The following is a 25,977-nucleotide window of genomic DNA, read 5'->3' as shown; positions in this document are numbered from 1 at the left end:
GCGGAAGTGCTGTCACCAGGCCAAGGAAAAAACATTGAAGAAGATGTAGGACTGCCAGAAACCTGCAAAGAAGGTGAACTGTTTGTTGACCGCGCAGGTGATGACAATGGAGAGAAGAAGCATGACCAGCAGACCAGGGATTTTATTCTTCTTGGCGTTGGAATCCAGTTCTTCCTGTGTGGTAATGCCTCTTTTGATGGCACATTCCCTGATGGCAGGGGGATAGTTGTAAAGCTGCCTTTTGGCACCCTGAAGCTTGAACAGGAGCAGCATAAATGCAGAATACAGCAGGGTGTAAACAATTGCTTCGAGGATTATTTTTGTTATCATGTGGATTCTCCTTTCCTTATTTTGGGGCACGCCTTAGCTGTGGCAATTGAGGTTGGGCAAAATCTCCCACAAATTGTGACGCACATCTTGCAGAAAGCCTTTTTCAAACACGCTCTAGGCTGCCGCGTATCGATAAATGCAGTCGAATATCATATCAATGTTGATTTCAAACACGTCTTCAATAAAAGTGTCCCTGTTTTGCGCCATACTGTAGATGGTCTTAAAGAAATTGATGATGATCCGGATATCCAGATCCGGCCGGATTCCGTCTACATAAGACAGATAGCGAATGGCTTCCTGTTCATCATGGACTGCAGAAAAAAGCCCGTCCTTTGTCTTATGCGTCTTCAGCCACACCCAGTCATCCAGGGTAAGCTCCATCAGGATATTGTTCTCCTTCCGGAAAGAATCCCGAAATAAGCGGATGGCCTGATCTAAAGAAATCTTCCCAGACGGCAGTAGCATACCTGCCAGTTTCTGCTGCATTTCCCGGTCCTGCTCCTGGATCAGTGCTTTCACAAAGCTTTCTTTTGAGTCAAAGAAATGATAAAAAGTTCCGGTCGCAATATCTGCCCGCTCCGCGACCATGGACACCTTCATCCTTTTCAGCCCAATCTCCCGAATCATGTCATACCCGATCCCAATTAACTTTTCCCGTATTTGCTCACGCTGTTCTTCCGTAAAATTAGCTGGCATGTAGTCCCTCCAATCGTTGTTATATTTTCTTCTCAATGAATAAAAATATAAAATATTCACTGAAAAAATTATAGCACTACCTATATGGAACTTCAAGTGGATGGAGACCACACTATTAAGAAAAATTTTCAATAATAACAAAAATGGTGGTTTTCATGGAGGAATCCCGGTTGAGATTTTCCTTTGTTTTGTGTATACTGAAAGAAAAAAACAGGAGGGAATAGGTTTGGGCGTTTATTTGGATAGCAAAACAGGGTATGCTTTGTACAAAAGTGAGACAGAGAAGCCATATTTCGTAGATAAAACATTATTGTTAAAAGAACTGTTCCCCTTGGTAGATGAAGGCAGCAATTATGTATGCGTTACTCGCCCCAGACGTTTTGGAAAAACCGTTATGGCGAATATGATCGCAGCTTTTTTTTCCAGAGCCTGTGATTCTCAGGAACTTTTTGAAGGACGCAATATTTCAAAAATAAGCGGATACGAAAAATACAGAAATAAGTACGCAGTTATTTCCATTTCTTTTAATGATATTGCAGGAGATTGTACGTCCTATGTACAATATATAAAACGTATTGAGAAGAAGCTGATCAGAGATTTGAAGCGTGCATACCCTGAGATTGATTTGGATGAGGACGAATACGCAGTAGATGTTTTATCAGATATTTATGCGGAGCATGAGGGGGCACAATTTATTTTTATTCTGGACGAATGGGATTATCTGTTCCATCAGGATGTTGCCACAGAAGCGGATAAAAAAATGTATCTTACCTTCCTTCGCTCTTTATTGAAAGACAGACCATATGTGAAGTTTGCATATATGACAGGAATTTTGCCTATAGCGAAGTATTCCAGCGGTTCTGAACTGAATATGTTTGCAGAATATACAATGGTATCAGAAGAGCGTTTTTCTGAATTTTTCGGTTTCACAGAACATGAGGTGGATGAATTATACCAGCGCTATCAGAAGAATAATGAAGGCAATCTGAACATAAGCCGGGATGGAATCAGAATGTGGTATAACGGATATCATACGCAGTCTGGGGAACGTTTGTATAATCCCAGATCTGTGGTAATGGCGCTGTCTAATAATAACCTGGGAAATTACTGGACAAGTTCTGGGCCCTACGATGAAATTTACTATTATATAGCGAATAATGTTGGAGAAGTGCGAGATGATCTTGCCCTAATGGCAGCAGGAGAGGCAATTCCCATGAAAATCAGGGAATACGCAGCGACCGCCCGGAGTTTGAAGACAAAAGAAGAAATTTTTTCTGCAATGGTGGTTTATGGATTCTTAAGCTATGAAAATGGAAAGGTCTATATTCCAAATAAGGAACTGATGGATAAATTTGCGGAAATGCTGCAGAGAGAGCCGTCTTTGGGGTATGTGTATCGCCTGGCAAAAGAATCAGGACGTATGCTGGAAGCAACGCTTCACGGCGATGTAGTGACTATGGCGGCGATTTTAGAAAAAGCTCATAATACGGAAATCCCATTATTGAGTTATAATAACGAGACTGATTTAACTGCCGTTGTAAATCTGGTTTATCTGGCTGCTCGTGACAGATATCGAGTGGAACGTGAAGATAAGGCGGGAGTTGGATATGTGGATTTTATATTCTATCCGGAAATTGATAAAAGCGCAGACGCGATTATCTTGGAGTTAAAGGTGAACCATACACCGGAAGAAGCAATCCAGCAGATAAAAGAGAAAAAATACGCTCTGAAATTCCAGGGAAAACTTGGAGAAAAACGTGTATATACCGGGCGTGTGCTGGCTGTTGGAATCGGATATGATAAGGAGAAAAAGGAACATCGGTGTAAGGTGGAAGTGCTGGAGTAGTACGAGGCGCAGGTCATATTGGCCTGCGCCTTCCCATATCCTAAAGAAATAATGATCGGCAGTTTCTGTCCTCTTTTTATTTCAGACTTTGATTTACCGTGAGTCACAAATTACGGGTCACAAATTATTCACAAAAAATTAGCACTCACCTATTGACAGTGCTGACAATACGTGTTATATTACATACAGAACAAAGGAAGAGAGAAAAAGAAATCTTCCAGTTTCATTGAGAATGTTAATTAAACACGCAAGTGCTCACAATATAAGGAGGAATGAGTTATGTTAATGCCTAGTATTTTTGGAGAAGATTTATTTGATGATTGGATGAGATTACCAGTAGAAAGAGAGAATAACAGAGGTTACAGAGCCGCGGAGCTGATGAAGACAGATATTAAGGATGTGGATGGCAATTACGAGCTGAGCATGGATCTTCCGGGATTCCATAAAGAGGATGTGAAGATTCAGCTGAAGGATGGTTATCTGAACATCCAGGCTTCCAGAACTGAGAATAAGGATGAGAAGGACAATAATGGCAAATACGTTCACAGAGAGCGTTACACCGGTCAGTGTTCCAGAAGCTTTTATGTAGGCAAGGAACTGGAGCATGAGGATATTCATGCGAAATATGACAACGGTGTTCTGACGGTTACCTTCCCGAAGGAAGCGAAGAAGAAAGTGCCGGAAGAGAAGAAATTTATTTCTATTGAAGGTTGATTTTTGATAATAACTGGCGCGGAGCGGTTCATCTGCCTCGCGCCGAAGAAATAGATTATCTGACTGATATAGACGATATAAAATATGCGTCATCCGTGAACCAGAAGCGGCGGCTAGCGTAAATAATTACTGAATACTGTGAACAGCTTCTTTTATATAGATTGTGTTTCATTTAAAGACAATTTCCTAATTTACATAGATTTGTTTCATACCCCCTCATTTCCTGCCGGCTACCCACCGGCAGGTTTTTTCTTATGTCTTTACATCATTTCACCTGTCTGTTATACTTGTCTGGAATTATTGCTGACTGTGAAAAACAAAATGAACAGAAGGAATTTACCCATGAATTACATTGTATTTGACCTGGAATGGAACCAGAGCCCAGGGGGAAAAAGGTGGTCCAACAGCCGTCTGCCTTTTGAAATCATAGAAATCGGCGCCGTAAAACTGAATGAAAAGAAAGAAATCGTGGACAGCTTTCAGCGTCTGATCAAGCCCCAGGTCTACAACTGGATCCATGACAGCATCCATGAAGTAATTCATATGAACTATAAAGACCTGCAGAACGGAACCCTTTTTCCACAGGCGGTCACAGAATTTCTGAAATGGTGCGGAGAGGAATATATCTTCTTCACCTGGGGAAATCAGGATGTCATGGAATTGCAGCGGAACATGAAATACTACGGCAAGCTTTCCCTGCTCCCAGGTCCGGTGACCTACTATGACGTGCAGAAATTATTTGCCATCCGCTACGAGGAGAATGACGAGCGCCGCGCCCTGGAGTTTGCTGCAGATAAAATGGGTGTGGAGAAACAAATGGACTTCCATCGCGCACTGGGCGATGCCTATTACACCGCATGCGTTCTTCAGAAAATAGAAGATGAGTACATTTTTCCAAACTCATCCCTGGACGTATATCAGAATCCTAAGAGCAAGAAAGAGGAAATCCACGTTTCCTATCCAACTTATGATAAGTATGTATCCAGAGAGTTCTATTCCCGTGAAAGAGCCATGAAGGACCGTGAAGTAACCAGCACGAAATGCCCTTTGTGCCATAACCCGGCCAAGCGCAAGATCCGCTGGTTTATGAACAATTCCAAGGTGTATTATAGCGTGAGTCTTTGTCAGGAGCATGGCTTCGTCCTTGGGAAGATCCGGATCCGCCGAACGGAAGACAACATGTATTACGTGATCAAGAAACTGACTAACGTAACCGACGAAGAAGCCGACGAAATCCGCCAGAAGCGGGATGCCCACAGGGCGAAGAAAAGGATGAAAAAAGAAGAAGTATAGTGAAATACAGGGCTAAGAATAAGAGTGCGTGGTGCAGTTCTTGTTCTTAGCCCTTGGTTTTTGTGATAGGCGAGCCAAAGTCCATGCTTGCATGAGACCCTGGCGATTGTCGTGATAATGGGCAAAACTCGCGGAGCGGGTTTTGGCTTGGGGGGATGGAAGTTTATAAAGTTGGGATAGTCAGCAGTCCTGTCATAACCGACCGCTCATACTGCATGCCCCATCCGACCATCTGTCCGTTGAAATAATATTTGCTCTTTAATCTTAACGGTCCAACTGCGTTGGAAAGGATTGCCTGTTTCCTGGTAAGAGTGCTAAGGTCAGTGCCAGTGGGAACAGTGACGTAAACATTTCTTGTATAGTAGAATGGATAGGTATTTCCGCAGTTATTCAGCAGATACTGTTCACTTGGAAGGTTCTTCTTCGGAACCGGGTTCTTGCTGACCTTGACTTTCTGGACTTCGAAATTGTCGAAGCCGTAATCCAGAAGGCTCTTGGTATCTGCCCACGCACCGTTTACGGAATTCAGGACAACAGCAACCAGTGTCATATTGCCCCGTTTGGCGTAGGTGATCAGAGTCGCACCGGCGGCATCTGTGTAGCCTGTTTTTCCGCCAAGGACACCGTCGTAGGCGTAATCCCTGCCAGCCATCATCTTGTGGTGGTTGAGAAGATAACGGGTTTCTGTGAAAATATTGGTTGGCGGAATGTTATACAGGTCTGTGGTAAAAAATTTCCTGCAAAGAGGATTCTGCCATGCTGCCTTGGCAATTTTCGCCATGTCGTTTGCCGTGGTAACGTGAGTCGGGTCTGGAAGACCGTTTGGATTATTAAAGTGGGTGTTTTTACAGCCCAGCTGTGCGGCTCTGGTGTTCATCAGCTCTACGAATTTCTTCACAGAACCAGAAACCTCTTCGCCAATGCCAAGTGCCATTTCGTTGGCAGACTCCAGCATCAGCGCCATCAGACACTGCTCTACTGTGAAAACTTCCCCTGCATCACCATAAATGGTGGAGCTTCCGGCTTCGATTCCGTAGGCAGCCTGTTGGGAAAGGGTGAGCTGTGCATTTACATCCAGGTTCTCACAGCCAAGAAGACAGGTGAGGAGCTTGGTAATGCTGGCAGGGTAAAGCTGGGTGTCGGCATTCTTGGAATACAGGATCGCTTCGGTATTCAAATCCATAAGAACTGCAGCCTGGGCTTCAATCTTGGGACCTTCCGGCCAGCCCTGTATGGAATCTGTGTCAGCAGCCTGGGCATAATATTCGGTATGCGGATCGGGTGTGGGAGTAGGGGAGCTGACTGCTGTGTCGCCTGCAGTGGTATCGGTGGCTTCCGCCCAGACGGCACCAGCCTGTCCAAGAAGCATCCCTGCCGCCAGAACTCCGCAGAAAATCCGCTTTATTTTCATATGAAGGTTTTTTCTGCTCATATAAAATCCTTTCTTAAATAAATGTGTATGGAACCGCGAACTTCGCTTGCGGTGACCTTTGCGTAGCGTAATATTTCAATGCTGCGCCTTGAAACATTACTTCATTATATCACTTTTCCCTCCCTAAAACTATTAAAAGAGTGTGAATTGTTCCTGCCATCCCGGAAAATAGACAAATCCAGCAGTATTTTCCCTTATTCTCCCCATTTTTTCAGCGGAAAAACACTTGACATATAGAAATTGCGCCCCTTATAATAGACAAGAAAACATCATAGGCAAAGACTGCGATGGAGACAGTAAGCTGATTTTGAACGTTTAAGGTTGCGTGGATAAAGAATGCCGCAATCTTTTCAGCGAGACGGGGACGGTGCAAGCCCGCCGCAAGTAGATTCAGCCGAAGATCACTCCGGAGTTTTATTTCTGAAATCAAGTAGGGAATAACGGCGTTCCCCCGTTACCGGGACCATGTATCGGCCATGAGCCCGTACATTGTAACAGGTGGTATAACGAGTGCTGACAGCCTTCGTCCTTTTGCAGGGATGGAGGCTTTTCTTATATAAGGAAACTCCTCTGGCGTTTTGACTGCGTACTCTGGAAGTCCCGGACAGCAATCGAATCAGGACCTGTGCATGCAGGAAGCCTGACATTTATAAATAAAAGGAGGAAAAAACTTTGTACCAGAAAGTAGACACGAATCTCAATTTCGTAGATCGCGAGAAAAAAGTAGAAGAATTCTGGAAAGAAAACCATATTTTCGAAAAAAGTATGGAAAATCGTAAAGAAGGCCCGACTTACACATTCTATGACGGACCGCCAACTGCAAACGGCAAGCCGCATATCGGCCATGTACTTACCCGCGTTATCAAGGATATGATCCCGAGATACCGCGCAATGAAAGGCTACATGGTACCTCGTAAGGCTGGATGGGATACCCACGGTCTTCCAGTAGAGCTTGAGGTAGAGAAGAAACTTGGTCTGGACGGAAAAGAGCAGATCGAGGAATATGGTATGGAGCCATTTATCCAGCAGTGTAAAGAGAGCGTCTGGAAATATAAAGGAATGTGGGAGGATTTCTCCTCAACAGTTGGTTTCTGGGCTGATATGGAGCATCCATACGTAACCTATGAGGACAACTACATCGAGTCCGAATGGTGGGCACTGAAAGAAATCTGGGACAAAGGCCTCTTATACAAAGGCTTCAAGATCGTTCCTTACTGCCCACGCTGCGGAACTCCGCTTTCATCCCAGGAGGTTTCCCAGGGCTATAAATTAGTAAAAGAGCGCTCTGCAATCGCACGTTTCAAGGTTGTAGGCGAGGACGCATATTTCCTGGCATGGACCACCACACCGTGGACACTGCCGTCAAATGTTGCACTTTGTACAAACCCGGATGAGACCTACTGCAAAGTAAAAGCCGCAGACGGATATACCTATTATATGGCAGAAGCCCTTCTGGACAAAGTACTGGGCAAGCTTGCAAAAGATGACGAGCCAGCTTACGAAGTTCTGGAAACCTACAAGGGTAAAGATCTGGAATACAAAGAATACGAGCCGCTTTTCAAATGCACAGGCGACTACGTAGCATCCAAAGGCAAAAAAGCCCACTATGTAGTATGTGATAACTACGTAACCATGAGCGATGGTACTGGTATTGTTCATATCGCTCCTGCATTCGGTGAAGACGACAGCCGTGTTGGCCGTGAGTATGACCTTCCATTCGTACAGTTCGTAGATGGAAAAGGAAACCTGACTGCTGAGACACCATATGCCGGTGTATTTGTTAAGAAGGCAGACCCGATGGTTCTTACCGACCTTGACAAAGAAGGCAAGCTGTTCGACGCTCCGAAATTTGAGCATGATTACCCACACTGCTGGCGTTGTGATACACCACTGATCTACTACGCAAGAGAATCCTGGTTCATCAAGATGACAGCTGTTAAGGACGATCTGATCCGCAACAACAACACCATCAACTGGATCCCGGAGAGCATTGGTAAGGGACGTTTCGGCGACTGGCTTGAGAACGTTCAGGATTGGGGAATCAGCCGTAACCGTTACTGGGGAACTCCACTGAACATCTGGGAGTGCAGCTGCGGCCACATGGAATCTGTTGGAAGCCGTCAGGATCTCTATGAGAAAACAGGCGACGAGCGTGCCAAGACCGTAGAGCTTCACCGTCCATACATTGACGAGCTCACCATGAAATGCCCGAAATGCGGCGGCACTATGCACCGTGTACCAGAGGTTATCGACTGCTGGTTTGACTCCGGAGCAATGCCATTTGCACAGCATCATTATCCATTTGAGAATCAGGAGCTGTTCAAACAGCAGTTCCCTGCAAACTTTATTTCCGAGGCTGTTGACCAGACAAGAGGATGGTTCTACTCCCTTCTTGCTGAGTCTACTCTTCTTTTCAACCAGGCTCCGTACAAGAACGTTATCGTTCTTGGCCACGTACAGGATGAGAATGGCCAGAAGATGAGTAAATCCAAAGGAAATGCAGTTGATCCGTTTGACGCACTGGAAACCTACGGTGCTGACGCAATCCGCTGGTACTTCTACATCAACAGTGCACCGTGGCTGCCGAACCGTTTCCATGGAAAAGCTGTTCAGGAAGGTCAGCGTAAATTCATGGGTACTCTTTGGAATACCTATGCATTCTTTGTACTTTATGCAAATATTGATGGCTTTGACGCCACAAAATATACACTTGACTACGACAAGCTTCCAGTTATGGACAAATGGCTCCTCAGCAAGCTGAATACACTTGTTAAGACCGTTGACGAAGATCTGAACGACTACAAGATCCCGGAGACTGCAAGAGCACTTCAGGGCTTTGTAGACGAGATGAGTAACTGGTATGTAAGACGCTGCCGTGAGCGTTTCTGGGCAAAGGGAATGGAGCAGGATAAGATCAATGCTTATATGACTCTTTACACAGCATTAGTAACGGTTGCCAAGGCAGCAGCTCCGATGATCCCGTTCATGACAGAGGATATCTACCAGAATCTTGTAAGATCTCTGGACAAAACAGCTCCTGAGAGTATCCATCTCTGCGACTTCCCGGAAGTAAAAGAAGAGTGGATCAACAAAGATCTGGAAGACAGCATGGAAGAAGTTCTGGAGGTTGTTGTTCTTGGACGTGCATGCCGTAATACAGCAAACATCAAGAACCGTCAGCCGATCGGAACCATGTATGTAAAAGCGCCTAAGAAGATGGATAACTATTTCACAGACATTATTGCAGATGAGCTGAATGTAAAAGAAGTGAAATTTGCAGATGATGTGGAATCCTTCATTTCCTACAGCTTCAAACCACAGCTTCGTACAGTTGGACCGAAATACGGCAAGCTTCTTGGCGGAATCCGTACTGCACTTGCAGAGATCAATGGCAGCCAGGCTATGAACGAGCTGAAAGCAAACGGCGTACTTGTACTTGATATCGATGGAAACAAGGTAGAGCTGGCAGAGGAAGATCTGCTCATCGAGACCGCACAGACCGAAGGTTATGTAACAGAGGCAGAGGGTGAGACCGCTGTTGTTCTGGATACTAACCTGACACCTGAGCTGATCGAGGAGGGCTTTGTCCGCGAGATCATCAGCAAGATCCAGACCATGCGTAAAGAGGCCGGCTTCGAGGTTATGGACAAGATCCGCGTTTCCGTAAAGGATAACGAGAAGATCGTTGAGACCATGAAGGCTAACGAGGCTGAGATCAAATCTGAGGTTCTGGCTGAGGAAGTTGTTTACGGCGAGACTGATGGTTATGTAAAAGAGTGGAATATTAATAAAGAGCATGTAACTCTTGGTGTTACAAAACTGTAAAGCAAAGAGCTGCAGCCCTTGATTTAACAATATTTTCACTTTTGTTTCGATGTTTTGAGACATTTTTGCTATATACTTAAGAAGATATTACGGCGAAAGGTTCTGGAATTTCAGAACCTTTTGTCCGGTATATCAGATACACCATGTTACTGTTCACTACATTTGCCAGGATATTTCTGGTAAGTGTTAATGAAACATACAACAGGAGGGACAAAATGATTGACAAACAGTTTGACAAAGAAACCTTCAAAAAGAGTGTAAAAGATAACGTTAAGTTTCTTTACCGCAGAAAGCTTGAAGAGGCAACCCAGGAGCAGCTTTTCCAGGCTGTAAGCTACACTGTGAAGGATGTTATCATCGATAACTGGCTTGATACACAGAACGCTTATGAAGAGCAGGATCCGAAGATTGTTTACTACATGTCCATGGAGTTTCTTATGGGACGTGCCCTTGGAAACAACCTTTTAAACCTTGGCGCATACGGCGAGGTGAAGGAAGCTCTTGAGGAGCTTGGAATCGACATCAACGCACTTGAGGACCAGGAGCCGGATCCAGCACTTGGAAACGGTGGTCTTGGAAGACTTGCTGCCTGCTTCCTTGATTCTCTTGCAACACTTGGATATTGCGCATACGGCTGCGGAATCCGCTACCGTTACGGTATGTTCAAACAGGAGATCAGAGACGGATACCAGGTTGAGGTTCCGGATGCATGGCTTGAGAACGGCTATCCATTCGAGCTTCGTCGTCCGGAATATGCAAAAGAAGTACATTTCGGCGGCTATGTAAGAGTTGAGTATGACCAGGCAACCGGCCAGAATAAATTCATCCATGAAGGATATCAGGCTGTAAAGGCTATTCCATATGATATGCCGATCGTTGGATACGAGAACAATGTAGTAAATACTCTTCGTATCTGGGATGCAGCTGCAATCGAGCAGTTTGGATTTGACTCTTTTGACAAAGGTGACTACAAGAAAGCCGTTGAGCAGGAGAACCTTGCAAAAGATATCGTAAACGTACTTTACCCGAATGACAACAAGATGTCTGGTAAAGAGCTTCGTCTGAAACAGCAGTACTTCTTCGTATCTGCAAGTATTCAGGCTGCAATCGAGAAATACAAAAAGACACATGATGATATCAAGAAACTGCATGAGAAAGTCGTATTCCAGATGAACGATACTCATCCGACTATGGCTGTTGCAGAGCTTATGAGAATCCTCATGGATCAGGAAGGTCTTGGCTGGGATGACGCCTGGGCAGTAACTACCAAGTGTGTGGCTTACACCAACCACACTATTATGTCCGAGGCTCTTGAGAAATGGCCGATCGAGCTGTTCTCCAGACTGCTTCCACGTGTATACCAGATCATCGAGGAGATCAACCGTCGTTTCATCATCGAGATCCAGAACAAATATCCTGGAAACTATGAGAAGATCAAAAAGATGGCGATCATCTATGACGGACAGGTTAAGATGGCACACCTTGCAATCGTTGCAGGCTACTCTGTAAACGGTGTTGCAAGACTTCATACAGAGATCCTGAAGAACCAGGAGTTAAAAGACTTCTACGAGATGATGCCAGAGAAGTTCAACAACAAGACAAACGGTATCACCCAGAGACGTTTCCTTCTTCACGGAAACCAGAATCTTGCTGCATGGGTTACAGACCATATTGGACCAGACTGGGTAACAGATCTTTCCCAGATTGGCAAGCTGAAGGTTTATGCAGATGATGAGAAAGCTCTTCAGGAGTTCATGAACATCAAATTCCAGAACAAACAGCGTCTTGCAAAATACATTCTGGAGCACAATGGTGTTGAAGTTGATCCTCACTCCATTTTTGATGTACAGGTTAAGAGACTTCATGAGTACAAGAGACAGCTTCTCAACATCCTTCATGTAATCTATCTGTACAACCAGATCAAATTACATCCGGAGATGGAGTTCTATCCAAGAACCTTTATCTTTGGTGCAAAAGCTTCCGCTGCTTATGAGCGTGCGAAAAAGATCATCAAACTGATCAACTGTGTAGGTGATGTTGTAAACAATGATCCGACTATCAATGGCAAGATCAAAGTTGTATTCATCGAGAACTACAGAGTATCCAACGCAGAGATGATCTTCGCAGCAGCAGATGTTTCCGAGCAGATCTCCACAGCAAGTAAAGAGGCTTCTGGTACAGGTAACATGAAGTTCATGCTGAACGGTGCCCTTACACTTGGAACCATGGACGGTGCAAACGTAGAGATCGTTGAGGAAGTTGGCCAGGAGAACGCATTCATCTTCGGTATGAGCGCTGACCAGATCATCAACTATGAGAACCACGGCGGATATGACCCAACATTTATTTACAACACAGACACTGAGATCCGTCAGGTACTGATGCAGCTGATCAATGGTACTTTCTCCAGCGATACAGAGCTGTTCAGAGACATTTATGATTCTCTTCTTACAACAAAGAACTGCTCCAGAGCAGACCAGTACTTCATCCTGGGCGATTTCAGATCCTATGCTGAGGCTCAGAAGAGAGTGGAAGCTGCTTACAAGGATGAGAAGAAGTGGGCAAAGATGGCTCTCCTGAACACCGCATGCAGCGGAAAATTCTCCTCTGACAGAACCATCCAGGAGTATGTAGATGATATCTGGCATCTGGATAAGGTTACTGTTACTAAGAGCGAGGCTGCTGAGAAATAAATAGCGGCAGGAAAGGTTGAAGCGAAACGGTGATGACCGTTTATGCGGATAACTTTAAATATGAAAAAAGAAATCCTCCCGGAATGGTGAAACGGTGCAACCGCGGCTATTCCGGGAGGATTTTTTAGTAATCTTCCTTCTGCCAGTATTCATAAGGCAGCATGTGATACATTTTTCGGACGGTAGTCCGCTGGCTGGTGTAGAGGCTGGCCAGTTTGCGTTTCTGGATGTAGAGATCTTTTTGCATTTCTTCAAGGTCGTAGGGAACCTTGTCATTTACATAATATTTTCCAAAAGAATAGAAATCTGCCTTGCAGCCAGTTTCTTTATATTCTTTTTCCACAAGCTCATGGGTCATCTGGTGGTGCTGGTGCCCGTATTCGCCGTGAGGGTTGTGGGTGGCCACCTGGGTCCAGGCTTTGTAATTCAGGACGGTGGCGATATCGGCCTCCATATCCTTTTTCCAGAAAGTCCAGCTGCTCCGGCGTTTCCCTATTTTGTCCGAATAGGAGAGAATCAGATATTTATCACCGGTGGCTTCCATCACAGACTTAAACTCTGCACTTCGCACCGGATCATTTCCGCGGGTCATACAGACAACCAGGTAATCATCCTCAATTAAATGTCTGCCGCCCCAGAGCAGGTCGTCATCCGGGTGGGCGACGAACATTACCTTGTCGTAGCCATCCAGATCAAGGGCATCCAGGTCTGCGGTGGTGACGTGGGGGAGATTTATATATGGGTAAAGCAGGTAAAAACCTTTTGCCAGGAAAAGGATGGCGATAGCAATTATAAGAAAAAGCAGCTTCCGTTTCCAGTGATGACGCAAGCGGCGAAGGATAGCAGTATATCTTTGGCGCGCGGAAGGGGAAACGCTTGAAGCCGTGGGTGTGTTTGTGTTCATGGGGTTAGCTCCGTTTCAAGTTGTTTTTAATAACTATGTTCTCAATTATACTATGTTTTAGGAAAGTTACAAGCTGGATAAGAAGAACTTAAGAAACTTTAGGGAAAGTTAAGACTTTGCCGTAGGGCTGGACATGAAAGTGGGAAGGCTGTTATACTTAGACCAGTAAAATCTTTGAGGTAATAATGAATGAGAAAAAAGAATCTTATATTTATTCTGGGATTTATAATGTGTTTTCTGGCCGCGTATAAAGGGATGGTGTTTAGTCCATCGTTTACTATGATGTTCGTGGCAGCCGGAATGGGATTTTGTATCATGGCGGAAATACTGTATATGGTGCAGAACGAAGGGGATATGCGGGCTGCTAATAATACATCTGTTGCGGAGAAAACAGGACGGATGACGATCGGTGTTGGGATTTGTAGTAGAATATTTTACATAATTGGAATGATCTGGGTATTCCCAGCCGTGATCATTTATGCCACTGGTGATGACTGGATGAACGGCTGTATGAAAGCGGCTGGAATTGGAAGCATTGTCCTGTGTGGAATCTGGTTTGGCTGGATGTGGAAAAAGGGAGAAATTCGACTGGCTGTGTGGGGAAAAGCTGTGGAATTACTGATTTCTCTGGCAGGAGCACTGCTGGCTGTTTTTTGTGGAATTAACAGTGTAGCTTTAATTCCCTATGGTGCTGGCCTATTGTTACTGACAATTGCCAGGCTATCTGAGGGAAAAGAAAATAAGGTAAGAGAATGCTTCTTTCTTGCCGGATTAGTGTTGATGACAGTATTTCCTTCTGCACCCATGCTTGGTGGTGTATTGTGAAAAAGTAAATGTGAGGATAATGGAAATTGAAACATTGTAATAAAAAAGGAAAACGAAAGGCGAAACTGATTGGTCTGGCCGCGTGCGTGGCAGCAACGGTAACTTTAAGTGGCTGCAGCCTTTATGATATTGCGGATTTATTTTCCGGGCTTGGAAAAGGCAGTGAGGCTTTATATGCGAATGAAAATCAGCAGATGCCAACGGAAGTTGCTGAAGCTCAAACTGGGAGTATGGATAACAATATAACTGATGAGGCAGAGCAGAAAGAGATAACAGAAATAGCAATTCTCCCCGGTGCGTCCTGGTTAGACACAGACGGTAACGTGATCCAGGCCCATGGCGGACAGATCCAGCTTATGCCAGTACCAGATGAAAATGGGGTCAAAACAGAAAAATATGTCTGGGTAGGTGAAGATAAATCCTCCGGTCATTTGGGAAATGATGTGGCTGTTTACACTTCCGATGATCTGTATCATTGGGAATTCCAGGGCGATGTATTTCGGGCCGTAGAATCCCGGGAACAGTTGGATGAGGATTCCTATTTCCAGGAGCTTTATCAGGATCATACCAGCGATGAATTGGATGAAATCTATAACTGTATTAACAAAAATACCGTAATAGAACGTCCAAAACTCTTATATAATCACAAAAATGACAACTATGTGCTCTGGTTTCACAGCGATGATAGTACGGAAAAGAATACCTATAAATATGATGTGGGTATGGCTGGAGTGGCAGTTAGCGATTCCCCTGCCGGTCCATTCAAATTTCTTGGCAGATACCGGCTAAGTCAGTGTCCGGACGAGCAGATTGACTGCTTTCCATCCTCTAAAGGCGAAGCCCGTGACATGAACCTTTTTCAGGATGAGGACGGAACTGCCTATGTCACTTATACCAGTGAAAATAATAAGACGTTGTACATTTCCAAGCTGAATGAGGATTATACATATCTGTCCACAGACCCGGAGAAAGCGGTTTATAAAGAAGATTTTATCCGCATTTTTCCAGGAGCCATGCGGGAGGCTCCGGTCTTATTTAAAGGCGACAATGGAAGATACTACCTTATGTCCTCCAGCACCACCGGCTGGATGTCCAACCAGGCCAGAGTCTGGTCCGCAGATGAAATCTTCGGTGACTGGCAAAATGATGGAAACCCATGCGTCGGCACAGATGCCGACATTACCTTTGACACCCAGAGCACCTGCGTTTTCCAGACGAAAGAAGGTCAGTGGATTTACTACGGCGACCGCTGGAACAGCACAGACCTGGCAGATTCCAGATATATCTGGCTGCCGCTTAACTTTGACGGAAATAGAGTGGTAATTAAATGGGAGTCGGATTTTGTCCTCAAATAATTGGAGAAGACAAAGAAAATTTTCGCGCTTAGGCGGCGCATTACAAATCAGTTATCTACTATGGAGTAAATAGTTACGCTTACTGAGAAAAGTGATAAATAACTGAAATACGTGATATGAATAAAAGGAAAATTCTGATAAAATCACTTACAAAGGATAACAAGGTGAATATGCCGGCAGGGCAGACATTGCATAAATGAAAATCAGGGAGGAAAAACATGAAGGAACTTCTTTACGGAGCAGCATACTACGACGAATATATGCCATACGACCGTCTGGACAAAGATGTGGCTATGATGAAAAAAGCAGGGATCAACACTGTTCGAATTGCAGAATCTACCTGGAGCACCTGCGAGCCACAGCCAGGAGTATTTGATTTTTCCCATGTGGAAAGAGTGATGGACGCCATGGAAGAGGCGGGAATCAACGTAATTATCGGTACACCTACTTATGCAGTGCCTACCTGGATGGTAAAGGCGCACCCGGATGTGCTGGCTGAGACGGTTGAGGGAAGAGGCATTTACGGCGCCCGTCAGATTATGGATATTACTCATCCGGTGTATCTTTTTTATGCTGAGCGCGTGATCCGCGAGCTGATGAAGCGTACAGCCCACAGAAAATGTGTCATCGGTTTCCAGCTGGACAATGAGACGAAATACTACGGAACTGCAGGCAAAAATGTGCAGGAACAGTTTGTCAAATACCTCCGGGAAAAATTCCACGATGATCTGGACGCTATGAATTATGAATTCGGTCTGGATTACTGGAGCAACCGTATCAACGCCTGGGAGGATTTCCCAGATGTGCGCGGTACTATCAATGGAAGTCTTGGCGCAGAATTTGAGAAATTCCAGAGAACTCTGGTTGACAAATTCTTAAGCTGGCAGGCAGACATTGTAAATGAATACAGAAGAGAAGACCAGTTTGTGACCCATAACCTGGACTTTGAGTGGAGAGGATATTCCTATGGAATTCAACCTTATGTAAACCATCTCCACGCGTCCCAGTGTCTGACAATTGCAGGAACTGACATTTATCATCCTACACAGGATGACCTTACCGGTGCTGAAATTGCATTCGGAGGAGATCTGATCCGTTCCTTAAAACAGGACAATTATCTGGTGATCGAGACCGAAGCACAGGGATTTCCTGGCTGGACACCGTATAAGAATCAGCTGAGATTACAGGCATACAGCCACCTGGCATCTGGAGCAAATAGCGTAATGTACTGGCACTGGCATTCCATTCATAATTCCTTTGAAACTTACTGGAAAGGTCTGCTGAGCCATGATTTCCAGGAGAATGCACCGTATAAGGAAGCCTGCATTATTGGAAATGAGTTTAAAAAGCTGGGAAGCCATCTGGTAAATCTGAAAAAGAAAAATGAGGTGGCAGTGCTGGTTAGCAACGAGGCACTCACAGCCCTGAACTGGTTCCGAATCCAGGAGCAGGCGCCAGGCGCAGATGCGAAGAGTATCTATTATAATGACGTTATGCGCTGGATGTACGATACTCTGTATCATATGAACGTAGAATGCGATTTCATCTGGCCGGAAACCGAGAATCTGGATCAGTATAAAGCGATTGTGGTACCTGCACTTTATGCAGCACCAGATGAATTATTAGAGCGGCTGAATCAGTATGTGGAAAATGGCGGAACGCTGATCGCGTCCTTTAAGTCTGCTTTTGCAAATGAGAATGTGAAAGTGAGCCATGATGTCCAGCCACACATTTTGAATAATTGTTTTGGTGTTCACTACGACCAGTTTACTTTCCCGAAAAATGTAGGATTAACTGGAAAAATTATTTCTGGGAAAATATGTCAGAAAGGCAGTACTTGTCTGGATGACAAGGCTTATGCGAAAGATAGTACTTCCCCGTCTGCACAGATATTTATGGAACTCCTGGTTCCAGATGGAGCAGAGGTACTGGCTTCTTACGACCACTACAACTGGAAAGACTACGCTGCCATCACTCGAAACCATTACGGCAAAGGACAGGCGGTATATGTTGGCTGCATGACTGACGAAGATACCTTAAAAGCTGTCTACAAAGCAGTTCTTCCACAGGCAGACGTAGAAATTCCGGAATACCAGTACCCAGTCATCGTTCGAAAAGGAACCAACGACCTTGGCAAAACAGTCCGCTATTTCCTGAATTATTCAGCAGTAGAACTGGAAATGCCATATGATTATAAAACTGGCACAGAATTACTGGAAGATGTGCAAGTTGAAAATAAAGCCGCACTTAGAATGCCAGCATGGGGTGTGAAGATTATAGAAGAAGAATAAAATACGCTCTGCGAGTTTTGCCTGTTATCGCGGCAGCCGTCAAGGCTTCGTGCAAGCACGAACTTTGGCTCATTGTTCATGTAAATAGAAAGTTCCGGTAAATGATAGAAATCATTCACCGGAACTTTTTTATAGAAAATTTACGAACTCAAAACAATAACTAAAGATTTTACAAGAATCAAATCTTTTTCAATTCATAATCCCTGGAGCCAAGTCCAATCTTTTGTCCATGATCCAGCGTAGCTTCCCATTCCACGTTTGGATTGGAGTCCATAAAGTGGTTATGATGGCAATGCCAATCTGGTTTTGCAAGGTTATCTCCCAGCTGGCTGTTGCGGATCGGCTGTGCTGCAAGACAGGCATCTACACAGGCCTGGTCAAGAGCAATCGGATCAAAGCTTGCGAACATTCCGATATCCGGAAGGATCGGCGCATCATTTTCTCCATGACAGTCGCAGTTCGGGCTGATGTCCTGAACCAGTGCAATATGGAAGCATGGGCGGCCATGACAGACTGCCTGTGCGTACTCTGTCATCTTGCGGCAGAGAAGCTCGTTGGAATTGCTGTGTGGATTATGAATGGCATCAAAACTGCAGGCACCAATACAACGGCCGCAGCCCTTACATTTCTCATAATCAATGACAGCCTTTTTCTCCGGATATGTAATGGCATCACTTCCGCATTCTTTCGCACAACGCTTGCATCCGCGGCAGATATCTGTCTCAATAACTGGTTTGCCGCTGTTGTGCTGCGCCATTTTTCCAGCGCGGCTTCCGCAGCCCATACCAATGTTCTTGATGGCTCCGCCGAAACCAGTAGCCTCATGTCCCTTAAAATGAGTCAGGCTGATGAAAACGTCAGCATCCATAATGGCACGTCCGATTCTGGCAGTTGGGCAATATTCAGCATTTTCTACTGGAACTTCCACATCATCTGTTCCACGAAGTCCGTCACCGATAATGATCTGACAGCCTGTGGTAATGGTGTTAAAACCATTCAGATTCGCACAGTCCATATGCTCCAGTGCATTCTTACGGCTTCCTGGATAAAGGGTATTACAGTCAGTAAGAAATGGCATTCCGCCCTGCTCTTTACAAAGATCCGCTACAACCTTTGCATAGTTCGGACGCAGGAAAGCCAGGTTTCCAAGCTCACCAAAGTGCATTTTGATAGCAACAAATTTACCATTCATGTCAATGTCCTTGATTCCGGCTGCGATACACAGTTTTTTCAGCTTATCCAGCTGGTTAAGACCAGGTTTGCAGCGGAAATCGGTGAAATAAACGGTTGATTTTTCCATGATATCCCTCATTTCTGGTTTTTATATGTGCGGATGTCACTCATTGGAGACATGCCCACTTAGCAACATATTATTCTTGTAGCCCTTTAAATGTCAAGTTGTTTTAATTATCAGAGAAGAACAAATGTTGCTGTGTTATGGTTTTCTTCGTTTATAAAAACAAGTTGCTGGATACCGACAATGAACCGTTATATATTGCTCATTGTCAGTTCTCCATGTTTTGAAACGTTTATTTTAGAAAAATTTTAATACTTCATCCAGCTCTCTGCGTTTCGGGCGGCTCGGTTCTTCATCTGCCTTACCAACTGCGATAACAGAAACGATAGTTTCTTCCTCTGGAATAGAAAGCATTTCACGGATCTTATCTGCATCCCGAAGCCCCATAATAAGAGTGGAAAGCCCAAGCTCCTCTGCTTTCAGGATCAGATTCTCATTCTGAAGCCCCAGATCATAACATCCCCAGCCATTTCCGATTTCATTATCTGGTGTGTCGTCTTTCTGGAAGCCTGCGTGATTATGTACAAAGGTGGTGACGATCAAAGCAGCGTGCTCTGTTTTTATATCGTTATTGGCGTAACCCAGGCACTCCTGACGGAGTCGCAGCTTCACATCCTCCGATAAAACACAGTAATAACGTCCTGTCTCCGTATTCTTCCATGAAGGTGCCTCCTGCGCAGCCCTCACAAGCTCCTGGATCTGCTCTCTGGTAACCTTGGTGTCCGGGCTGTACTTGCGCACAGTTCTTCTCTTCTCAATAAGTGTCTGAAATTCCATGAGAAATCCTCCTTGTCCAAATGTTTTTTATTATTATGGCATTTCCAGATTCAAAAATCAATTGGAATATAATTAGGAAGACTCCGTTAATTTGAAAAAATAGTTGTAAAATGCGATAGAGATGGATATAGTAAAAATAGTTTTTACATAGGAGTAGAGAGATGATTCGTGAATTAAAAGATACAAGTAAAGCAGCTTCCCTTTTCACTGGCTGGCAGGATAGTGTAGTCTGGTCGGCGGTGCAGGGAGTGATGGGGAAGATTTATGTGGACTCATTGGAGAATCCGGAGAGTGGGGCGGTTATGCTGGGGGATTTCTGCTTTTTGAGTGGAAAACCAACGGAAGAAATGACACTTTTTTGCCCGGAGGATTGCGAGTCTGAGGAATTGATCCTGGTTCCCCAGAATGAAGAGTGGGCGCAGATGATTGAGAACTGTTATGGGGAAAAGGCGGTGAAGACAGTCCGCTATGCGATAACAAAGGAGCCGGGGATTTTTGATCTGGAAAAGCTTAGGAAAGCGGCGGAAAGTCTGCCGGGAGAATATGAGATGAAGCTGATCGACCAGAACCTTTTTGAGATATGCAGAAACACTCAGTGGAGCAAAGCTCTGGCGGTGAATTATGAGGATTATACCCAGTATGAGAGGTTTGGCCTGGGCGTGGCAATTCTGAAAGATGGAGAGGTTGTAGCGGGTATTTCCTCTTACTCTGGTTATCACGGCGGAATTGAAATCGAGGTGGTAACCCGTGAGGACTACCGGAGGAAAGGACTTGCGTATATCGGTGCAGCGCGGTTGCTGCTGGAATGCGACAAGCGTGGTCTTTATCCGAATTGGGACGCTGCGAATAAAATGTCAGTGGGGCTGGCAGAAAAACTGGGGTATCATTTCAGTCATGAGTATTTTGTCTATAAAGTGAAAAGGTAAGTTGCGGCGAACCTGGAAGTATGGTAAACTTATGGGCGAAATAGGAACAAATTAGGAGGACTTATGACTGGATTTGAGAAACTGGAAAACAGTTTAATAGATGTAATAAAAGAGGAACAAGCGAAGCTGGGATTTAAAGAGGAGAAGATTCATTTGTACTATCCTCTTTCTTCTCTGAACCATTTCTTTTCTGCACAGGATAGTGCAGAAGAAATGCTGACCCGCCTGCAGAATATGCCGGAAACTCTGACTTCGAAGCTAGGCAAAGTAGCAGTGTCCCATAAAGGGGACAGATTCTGTTTCTATATTCCAGAGCCGGGAAGCGTTTATGTACATGGGAATATGAAAGAGAATGAATTTATCAAAGTTCTCATCGAACTGGTTCAGCAGCATGACTGCACGAAGGAGAAATTACTTGATCTGTTTGCTTCTTACTGGGAAAAAACAGAGAGTCAGGAAATGGACAATGGGGAATTTGATTTCTATATCCGTTTTCTGGATAAGGCAGATGATACGTATTATTACTGCTTTAAGGATGAGGGATTCCATTTTATTTATCATAGGTTTTTGCCAGAGGATTATGAGGACTTCGGGTTCTAAGCAGACACGTTACCTTCCAGCAAAATCACTATATATGAAACACCAACACACCAGAATATCAGTATTGGGCTGATTGATCTGGCGTGTTTTTCTATAATCTTAAGAAATTGTATTCTAGTCTTTGGCCTGGAATATTATAGCGGGAGGGGGCGTATAGTTTTAGGGAAACTGATGGATAGAAGGAATGGCATTATGATGAATTATCTCTGGGGTGGTATGCTCCTCCTTGGCATTCTTTATGCTGCGTTTGCCGGAACCCTTGATGCAGTAACGGAATCTGTCATAAATTCTGCTAAAGAAGCAGTAAATCTGATCATCTCTATCGCCGGAATCACAGCCTTCTGGACCGGCATTATGAAAATTGCAGAGCAGGCTGGCCTGGTAGAGAAACTTGCAAAAAGAACCAGACCGCTGCTCAGTTTTTTATTTCCAGAATTAAAAAATCAAGAGAAAGCCAATTACTACATATCCCTGAATTTCCTGTCTAATTTCCTGGGCTTAAGTCATGCCAGCACCAGTTCCGGACTGCTGGCATTTCAGGAACTGGACCGTCTTAATGGGCACAGTACTATTGCCAGCAAGCCCATGTGCACCTTCCTGATCATTAACGTTTCTTCCCTCCAGCTTTTGCCAATCAACATAATCGCCTACCGCGCCCAGTACGGCAGCCCTGCGCCTGCCGCTATTGTTGGCCCTGCTATTTTTGCTACTGGGATGAGTACGCTTGCGGCGGTGATATTTTGCAGAATTATGAATCACAGTCGTGGGAGTATAAGAAAGTCGTAAATTAAATAAAAACTAAAAAGCTATCTTAGGCAGAAGCCTATTTCGGAAAAGAAAAAAGAACGAAGAGGTAGAAAATGTTAATATTGTTATAAATATTAAATTGAATTATAAAATTATTGCCTTACAGGAAAATAGGAGGCGCCATGAAGATCATAACTTACCTGTCAAATCTCATAATCCCCCCTCTTCTATTTTACATAATCGCGTCCGGTCTTCTTGCCAAGCAAGATATCTACCAGGATTTCCTGGACGGTGCCCGGGACGGCTTGAAAACAGTCGTCTCAATTTGCCCCACTTTAATTGGCCTGATGACAGCCGTAGGTGTTCTCCGTGCCTCCGGCTTTCTTACCTTCCTAAGCAATCTCCTTGGAAAAGCTACCACCCACCTTGGTCTCCCAGGAGACATCATTCCGTTAACCTTGATTCGCCTTTTCTCCTCCAGCGCCGCCACCAGCCTCCTCCTGGACATCTTCAAAGAACACGGAACGGAATCTCCTACAGCCCTCATGTCCGCAATCATCCTCAGCTCTACCGAGAGCGTCTTCTACTGCATGAGTGTTTATTTCGGCATAACTAAAGTAAAGAAAACACGCTATACTCTGCCTGGTGCGCTGCTTGCTACAGCGGTAGGAATGGCAGTAGCTGTCTGGATCGTGATATGGGATATTGGATGAATTATCCGCAAAGTCTGAGTTTGCAGCCTTTAAGCGTTGGTCCATTTGTGACAACAGGGAAAGATAAAAAATCCCCCACACAATAAAAATCCCCCCATAAACCCAAACTCTCCCCCTCTTTTCCAAACCCGTCACATGGGTTAAGATAATATCAACAAAGGAAAGCAAAAACAAATAAATGAGGAGGGAATGGAATGAATGAGGTCATTGTCTCCATGAACAATATCAGCAAAAGTTTCCCAGGCGTAAAGGCACTGGATCATGTAAAATTTGAGCTGCGTTCTGGAGAAGTCATGGCGCTGCTTGGGGAAAATGGAGCCGGAAAATCAACCCTGATGAAGATCCTCAGCGGTGTATATACCAGAGACGAAGAAACGATGGAAATCTTCGGAAAATCCTATGACGACCTGACACCAAAGCAGGCACAGGAAGCAGGAGTAGCCATTATCCATCAGGAATTGAACATGTGCAAGCACTTAACAGTAACGGAGAACATGTTCCTTGGAAGAGAAGTAAAAGGCGGTCTTTCCCTGAATAACGCGAAAATGAGGAAAGAAGCCAAGAGGGTTCTGGACGATCTTCGGATCGACATCAGCCCGGATCAGATCGTAGGAGATCTGCCAGTATCCAAACAGCAGATGGTCGAAATTGCAAAAGCACTTTCCATCAATGCAAGGATCCTGATCATGGACGAGCCCACATCATCTCTGACCGCAAAAGAAATCGACGATCTTTTCCGCATCATCCGCAAGCTGAGAGATGAAGGAAGAGGAATCGTTTACATCTCACACAGACTGGAAGAACTGTCCCATATCGTGGACAGAGTTACCATCATGCGAGATGGACAATACATAACAGACGGTAATTTCAAAGACATGGACATGGACTACATCATCAAAAATATGGTAGGCCGTGAGATCAAAGAGAAATTCCCGAGAGTGGAATGCAAGAAAGGCAAGAAGATTTTTGAAGTAAAAAATCTTAACGCAGGAAAAGTGGTCCGCGATATCAACTTCTCCTTATATGAAGGCGAGATCGTAGGATTTGCAGGACTGATGGGAGCCGGAAGAACGGAGACCACAAGAGCCATCTTCGGTGTTGACCCGAAAGACAGCGGAGAACTTTATGTGGATGGTAAAAAAATCGAAGTCCACTGTCCAATGGATGCCATCCGAAACGGTGTTGTACTTGCCCCTGAGGATCGTAAAAAAGACGGTCTCTGCACGAAACTGAGTATCCGCCAGAACCTGGCACTGCCAAATCTTGACCTTGTATGCAACAAGATGGGTGTGATAAACTCAGGAAAAGAAGATGCCCTTTGCGAAAAAGCAGTGAAGGATCTCCGGATCAAAACACCGAACGTAGAAATTGATTCCGGCAACCTTTCCGGTGGAAACCAGCAGAAAGTAGTTGTTGGAAAGTGGCTTGCAAGAGATTCACGAGTTGTCATTTTCGATGAGCCAACAAGAGGAATCGACGTTGGAGCCAAGGTAGAAATTTATAACCTGATGAATGAGCTGAAAAAACAGGGAATTGCAGTTATGTTTGTATCCTCTGAAATGCCGGAGGTCATGGGAATTGCAGACCGTATCATCGTAATGTGTGACGGACGTATCACCGGTGAGGTTTCAGCAAGAGAAGCCACCCAGGACGAGATTCTGACGATGGCAACATCCTTTGAAAACAAGGGTATTAAAGGAAACTGAGGGAGGAAGTAAAAATGAATAGTAAACAGCAAAGCCCCTTAAAGAAATTACTGGGGATCAGGGGAATGGGGGCAGCACTTACCGCATTCGTGGGACTGATCATCATTTATATCGCATTTGGTATCATCAACCCGGCAGTATTTTCCGGACAGAACGTATTGAACCTGCTCCGTTCCATGTCCAAGTACCTGCTGATCGGTATTGCACAAAGTTACGTTCTGATCACTGGAAACATTGACCTGTCAATTGGTTCTATGGTTGGTATGAGTGCTATGATCGCAGCCACTTTAATGACCACCGGAATGGCACCGATCCTTGCAATCGTGATCGCACTGCTTGCCTGCCTGGTAGTTGGTGTGGTAAACGGAAACAGAAACACAGATGCCATTGCAACTGGTGTTGGAAAAGAAACCGCAGACACCTTCCAGAACATTTTCTACTATGGAAAAACACTTGGATTTTACAACACATTCTGGATCGCACTTGTTATTTTTGTTATATTTTTCTTCATCTTATCCAAGACACGTACAGGCCGTCACATTTACGCAATCGGTTCTAACGTGGATGCAGCAAAGCTCTCTGGTGTAAACGTAGTTTCCACCACAGTAAAGACTTATCTGGTAAGCTCTGTATGCTCCTGTGTAGTTGGTCTTATCCTTTGCGCACAGGCTGGTATGGGAAATATGGAAGCTGGAAACATGTACGAGATGTACGGCGTAGCAGCCGGTGTAATCGGTGGTGTTTCCCCACTTGGAGGAACTGGAATCCTTCTTGGAACCTTCGCAGGTGCAGCCGTTTGGCAGACACTGGAAAATGGTCTGAACATGATCGGTGCACAGGTTGGTATCCAGCGAGTTGTGATCGGTGTGATCGTAGTTGCAGCCGTATTGCTTGACGTAGTTGTAAGAAACGGACAGTTTGGCAAACACAGAAAGAAATAATCGCAAGAAAACGGTATTTTTCACAGGAAAACGAAATCGACAACTGAATATAGAAAATGTAAAATA

At 44.7% G+C, this 25,977-nt stretch carries 20 protein-coding genes and 2 pseudogenes; 15 read left to right on the top strand and 7 right to left on the bottom strand.

Features of this window, described 5'->3' with window-relative positions; translation table 11 throughout:
- Positions 1-12 precede the first annotated feature (12 nt).
- Positions 13-330: a hypothetical protein gene (locus tag ACTQ50_RS04485; RefSeq protein ID WP_441483151.1), complete on the bottom strand. Its 318-nt coding sequence runs from the start codon at positions 328-330 to the stop codon at positions 13-15.
- Positions 327-437 carry a DUF6783 domain-containing protein gene (locus tag ACTQ50_RS04480; RefSeq protein WP_441483150.1) on the bottom strand — a complete coding sequence of 37 codons (111 nt, stop codon included), beginning with the start codon at positions 435-437 and terminating at the stop codon, positions 327-329. The genes ACTQ50_RS04485 and ACTQ50_RS04480 overlap by 4 nt, the downstream gene beginning before the upstream one ends.
- On the opposite strand from ACTQ50_RS04480, the pseudogene ACTQ50_RS04475 reads away from it, so the two are divergent.
- Positions 420-494, top strand: a pseudogene (locus tag ACTQ50_RS04475) (hypothetical protein); the annotation flags it as partial. The gene ACTQ50_RS04480 and the pseudogene ACTQ50_RS04475 sit on opposite strands and share 18 nt — an antisense overlap.
- A 355-nt stretch (positions 495-849) precedes the next feature.
- Here ACTQ50_RS04475 and ACTQ50_RS04470 read toward each other — a convergent pair.
- Positions 850-957 (bottom strand): annotated as a pseudogene (locus ACTQ50_RS04470) (TetR family transcriptional regulator); the annotation flags it as partial.
- Positions 958-1,252: 295 nt separating this feature from the next.
- Between ACTQ50_RS04470 and ACTQ50_RS04465 the strand changes: the two are divergent.
- The 3 genes from ACTQ50_RS04465 (at position 1,253) to ACTQ50_RS04455 (ending at position 4,879) form a co-directional block, all read left to right on the top strand.
- Complete coding sequence (locus ACTQ50_RS04465; RefSeq protein WP_441483149.1) at positions 1,253-2,872, top strand: AAA family ATPase; 1,620 nt, start codon at positions 1,253-1,255, stop codon at positions 2,870-2,872.
- Between the two features lie 279 nt (positions 2,873-3,151).
- Positions 3,152-3,586, top strand: coding sequence for an Hsp20/alpha crystallin family protein (locus ACTQ50_RS04460; protein WP_441483148.1), 435 nt, complete (start codon positions 3,152-3,154; stop codon positions 3,584-3,586).
- Between the two features lie 342 nt (positions 3,587-3,928).
- On the top strand, positions 3,929-4,879 hold the full coding sequence (locus ACTQ50_RS04455; protein WP_441483147.1) for an exonuclease domain-containing protein: 951 nt from the start codon (positions 3,929-3,931) through the stop codon (positions 4,877-4,879).
- Between the two features lie 163 nt (positions 4,880-5,042).
- Here the strand turns inward: ACTQ50_RS04455 and ACTQ50_RS04450 are convergent, their stop codons facing one another.
- Positions 5,043-6,311 (bottom strand): D-alanyl-D-alanine carboxypeptidase family protein, encoded by a 1,269-nt coding sequence (locus ACTQ50_RS04450; RefSeq protein WP_441483146.1) that lies wholly within the window; start codon positions 6,309-6,311, stop codon positions 5,043-5,045.
- A gap of 672 nt (positions 6,312-6,983) precedes the next feature.
- Here ACTQ50_RS04450 and ileS point away from each other — a divergent pair.
- Both ileS and ACTQ50_RS04440 read left to right on the top strand, forming a co-directional pair.
- Positions 6,984-10,136 carry an isoleucine--tRNA ligase gene (gene ileS, locus ACTQ50_RS04445; protein WP_441483145.1) on the top strand — a complete coding sequence of 1,051 codons (3,153 nt, stop codon included), beginning with the start codon at positions 6,984-6,986 and terminating at the stop codon, positions 10,134-10,136.
- 215 nt (positions 10,137-10,351) lie between these two features.
- Entirely contained in the window at positions 10,352-12,829 is a 2,478-nt protein-coding gene (locus tag ACTQ50_RS04440) for a glycogen/starch/alpha-glucan phosphorylase (RefSeq protein WP_441483144.1), read from the top strand.
- A gap of 124 nt (positions 12,830-12,953) precedes the next feature.
- Here ACTQ50_RS04440 and ACTQ50_RS04435 read toward each other — a convergent pair whose 3' ends face one another.
- Positions 12,954-13,733: a PIG-L family deacetylase gene (locus tag ACTQ50_RS04435; RefSeq protein ID WP_441483143.1), complete on the bottom strand. Its 780-nt coding sequence runs from the start codon at positions 13,731-13,733 to the stop codon at positions 12,954-12,956.
- Positions 13,734-13,922: 189 nt separating this feature from the next.
- Between ACTQ50_RS04435 and ACTQ50_RS04430 the strand changes: the two genes are divergently transcribed.
- The 3 genes from ACTQ50_RS04430 to ACTQ50_RS04420 all read left to right on the top strand — a co-directional run bounded on the left by ACTQ50_RS04430 (position 13,923) and on the right by ACTQ50_RS04420 (position 18,204).
- A complete protein-coding gene (locus ACTQ50_RS04430) occupies positions 13,923-14,558 on the top strand; it encodes a hypothetical protein (RefSeq protein ID WP_226821348.1) in 636 nt (211 codons plus the stop codon).
- A gap of 26 nt (positions 14,559-14,584) precedes the next feature.
- The gene (locus tag ACTQ50_RS04425; protein ID WP_441483142.1) at positions 14,585-15,913 is read left to right on the top strand and encodes a glycoside hydrolase family 43 protein; all 1,329 of its coding nucleotides are present in this window, start codon (positions 14,585-14,587) and stop codon (positions 15,911-15,913) included.
- Between the two features lie 218 nt (positions 15,914-16,131).
- Complete coding sequence (locus ACTQ50_RS04420) at positions 16,132-18,204, top strand: beta-galactosidase (protein WP_441483141.1); 2,073 nt, start codon at positions 16,132-16,134, stop codon at positions 18,202-18,204.
- Positions 18,205-18,382: 178 nt separating this feature from the next.
- On the opposite strand, the gene ACTQ50_RS04415 is transcribed toward ACTQ50_RS04420, so the two are convergent.
- Together ACTQ50_RS04415 and ACTQ50_RS04410 are read right to left on the bottom strand one after the other, a co-directional pair.
- Complete coding sequence (locus tag ACTQ50_RS04415) at positions 18,383-19,504, bottom strand: DUF362 domain-containing protein (protein WP_441483140.1); 1,122 nt, start codon at positions 19,502-19,504, stop codon at positions 18,383-18,385.
- Positions 19,505-19,738: 234 nt separating this feature from the next.
- Positions 19,739-20,278, bottom strand: a complete 540-nt coding sequence (locus ACTQ50_RS04410; RefSeq protein WP_441483139.1) for a nitroreductase family protein — start codon at positions 20,276-20,278, stop codon at positions 19,739-19,741.
- 161 nt (positions 20,279-20,439) lie between these two features.
- On the opposite strand from ACTQ50_RS04410, the gene ACTQ50_RS04405 reads away from it, so the two are divergent.
- The 6 genes from ACTQ50_RS04405 (at position 20,440) to ACTQ50_RS04380 (ending at position 25,911) form a co-directional block, all read left to right on the top strand.
- Positions 20,440-21,204 (top strand): GNAT family N-acetyltransferase, encoded by a 765-nt coding sequence (locus ACTQ50_RS04405; protein ID WP_441483138.1) that lies wholly within the window; start codon positions 20,440-20,442, stop codon positions 21,202-21,204.
- Positions 21,205-21,267: 63 nt separating this feature from the next.
- Positions 21,268-21,804, top strand: coding sequence for a DUF3877 family protein (locus tag ACTQ50_RS04400; protein WP_441483137.1), 537 nt, complete (start codon positions 21,268-21,270; stop codon positions 21,802-21,804).
- A gap of 192 nt (positions 21,805-21,996) precedes the next feature.
- Positions 21,997-22,590 carry a nucleoside recognition protein gene (locus ACTQ50_RS04395; RefSeq protein ID WP_441483136.1) on the top strand — a complete coding sequence of 198 codons (594 nt, stop codon included), beginning with the start codon at positions 21,997-21,999 and terminating at the stop codon, positions 22,588-22,590.
- Positions 22,591-22,733: 143 nt separating this feature from the next.
- Positions 22,734-23,264, top strand: a complete 531-nt coding sequence (locus ACTQ50_RS04390) for a spore maturation protein (RefSeq protein WP_441483135.1) — start codon at positions 22,734-22,736, stop codon at positions 23,262-23,264.
- Positions 23,265-23,458: 194 nt separating this feature from the next.
- Complete coding sequence (locus ACTQ50_RS04385; RefSeq protein WP_441483134.1) at positions 23,459-24,970, top strand: sugar ABC transporter ATP-binding protein; 1,512 nt, start codon at positions 23,459-23,461, stop codon at positions 24,968-24,970.
- A 14-nt stretch (positions 24,971-24,984) separates the two neighbouring features.
- A complete protein-coding gene (locus tag ACTQ50_RS04380) occupies positions 24,985-25,911 on the top strand; it encodes an ABC transporter permease (RefSeq protein WP_441483133.1) in 927 nt (308 codons plus the stop codon).
- The last annotated feature ends 66 nt before the right edge of the window (positions 25,912-25,977 follow it).

Origin of the sequence: Blautia sp. Sow4_E7 (assembly GCF_052116245.1) — a bacterium.
Taxonomy (GTDB): Bacteria; Bacillota; Clostridia; order Lachnospirales; family Lachnospiraceae; genus Blautia_A.
This window is presented reverse-complemented; position numbering and strand designations above follow the sequence as displayed.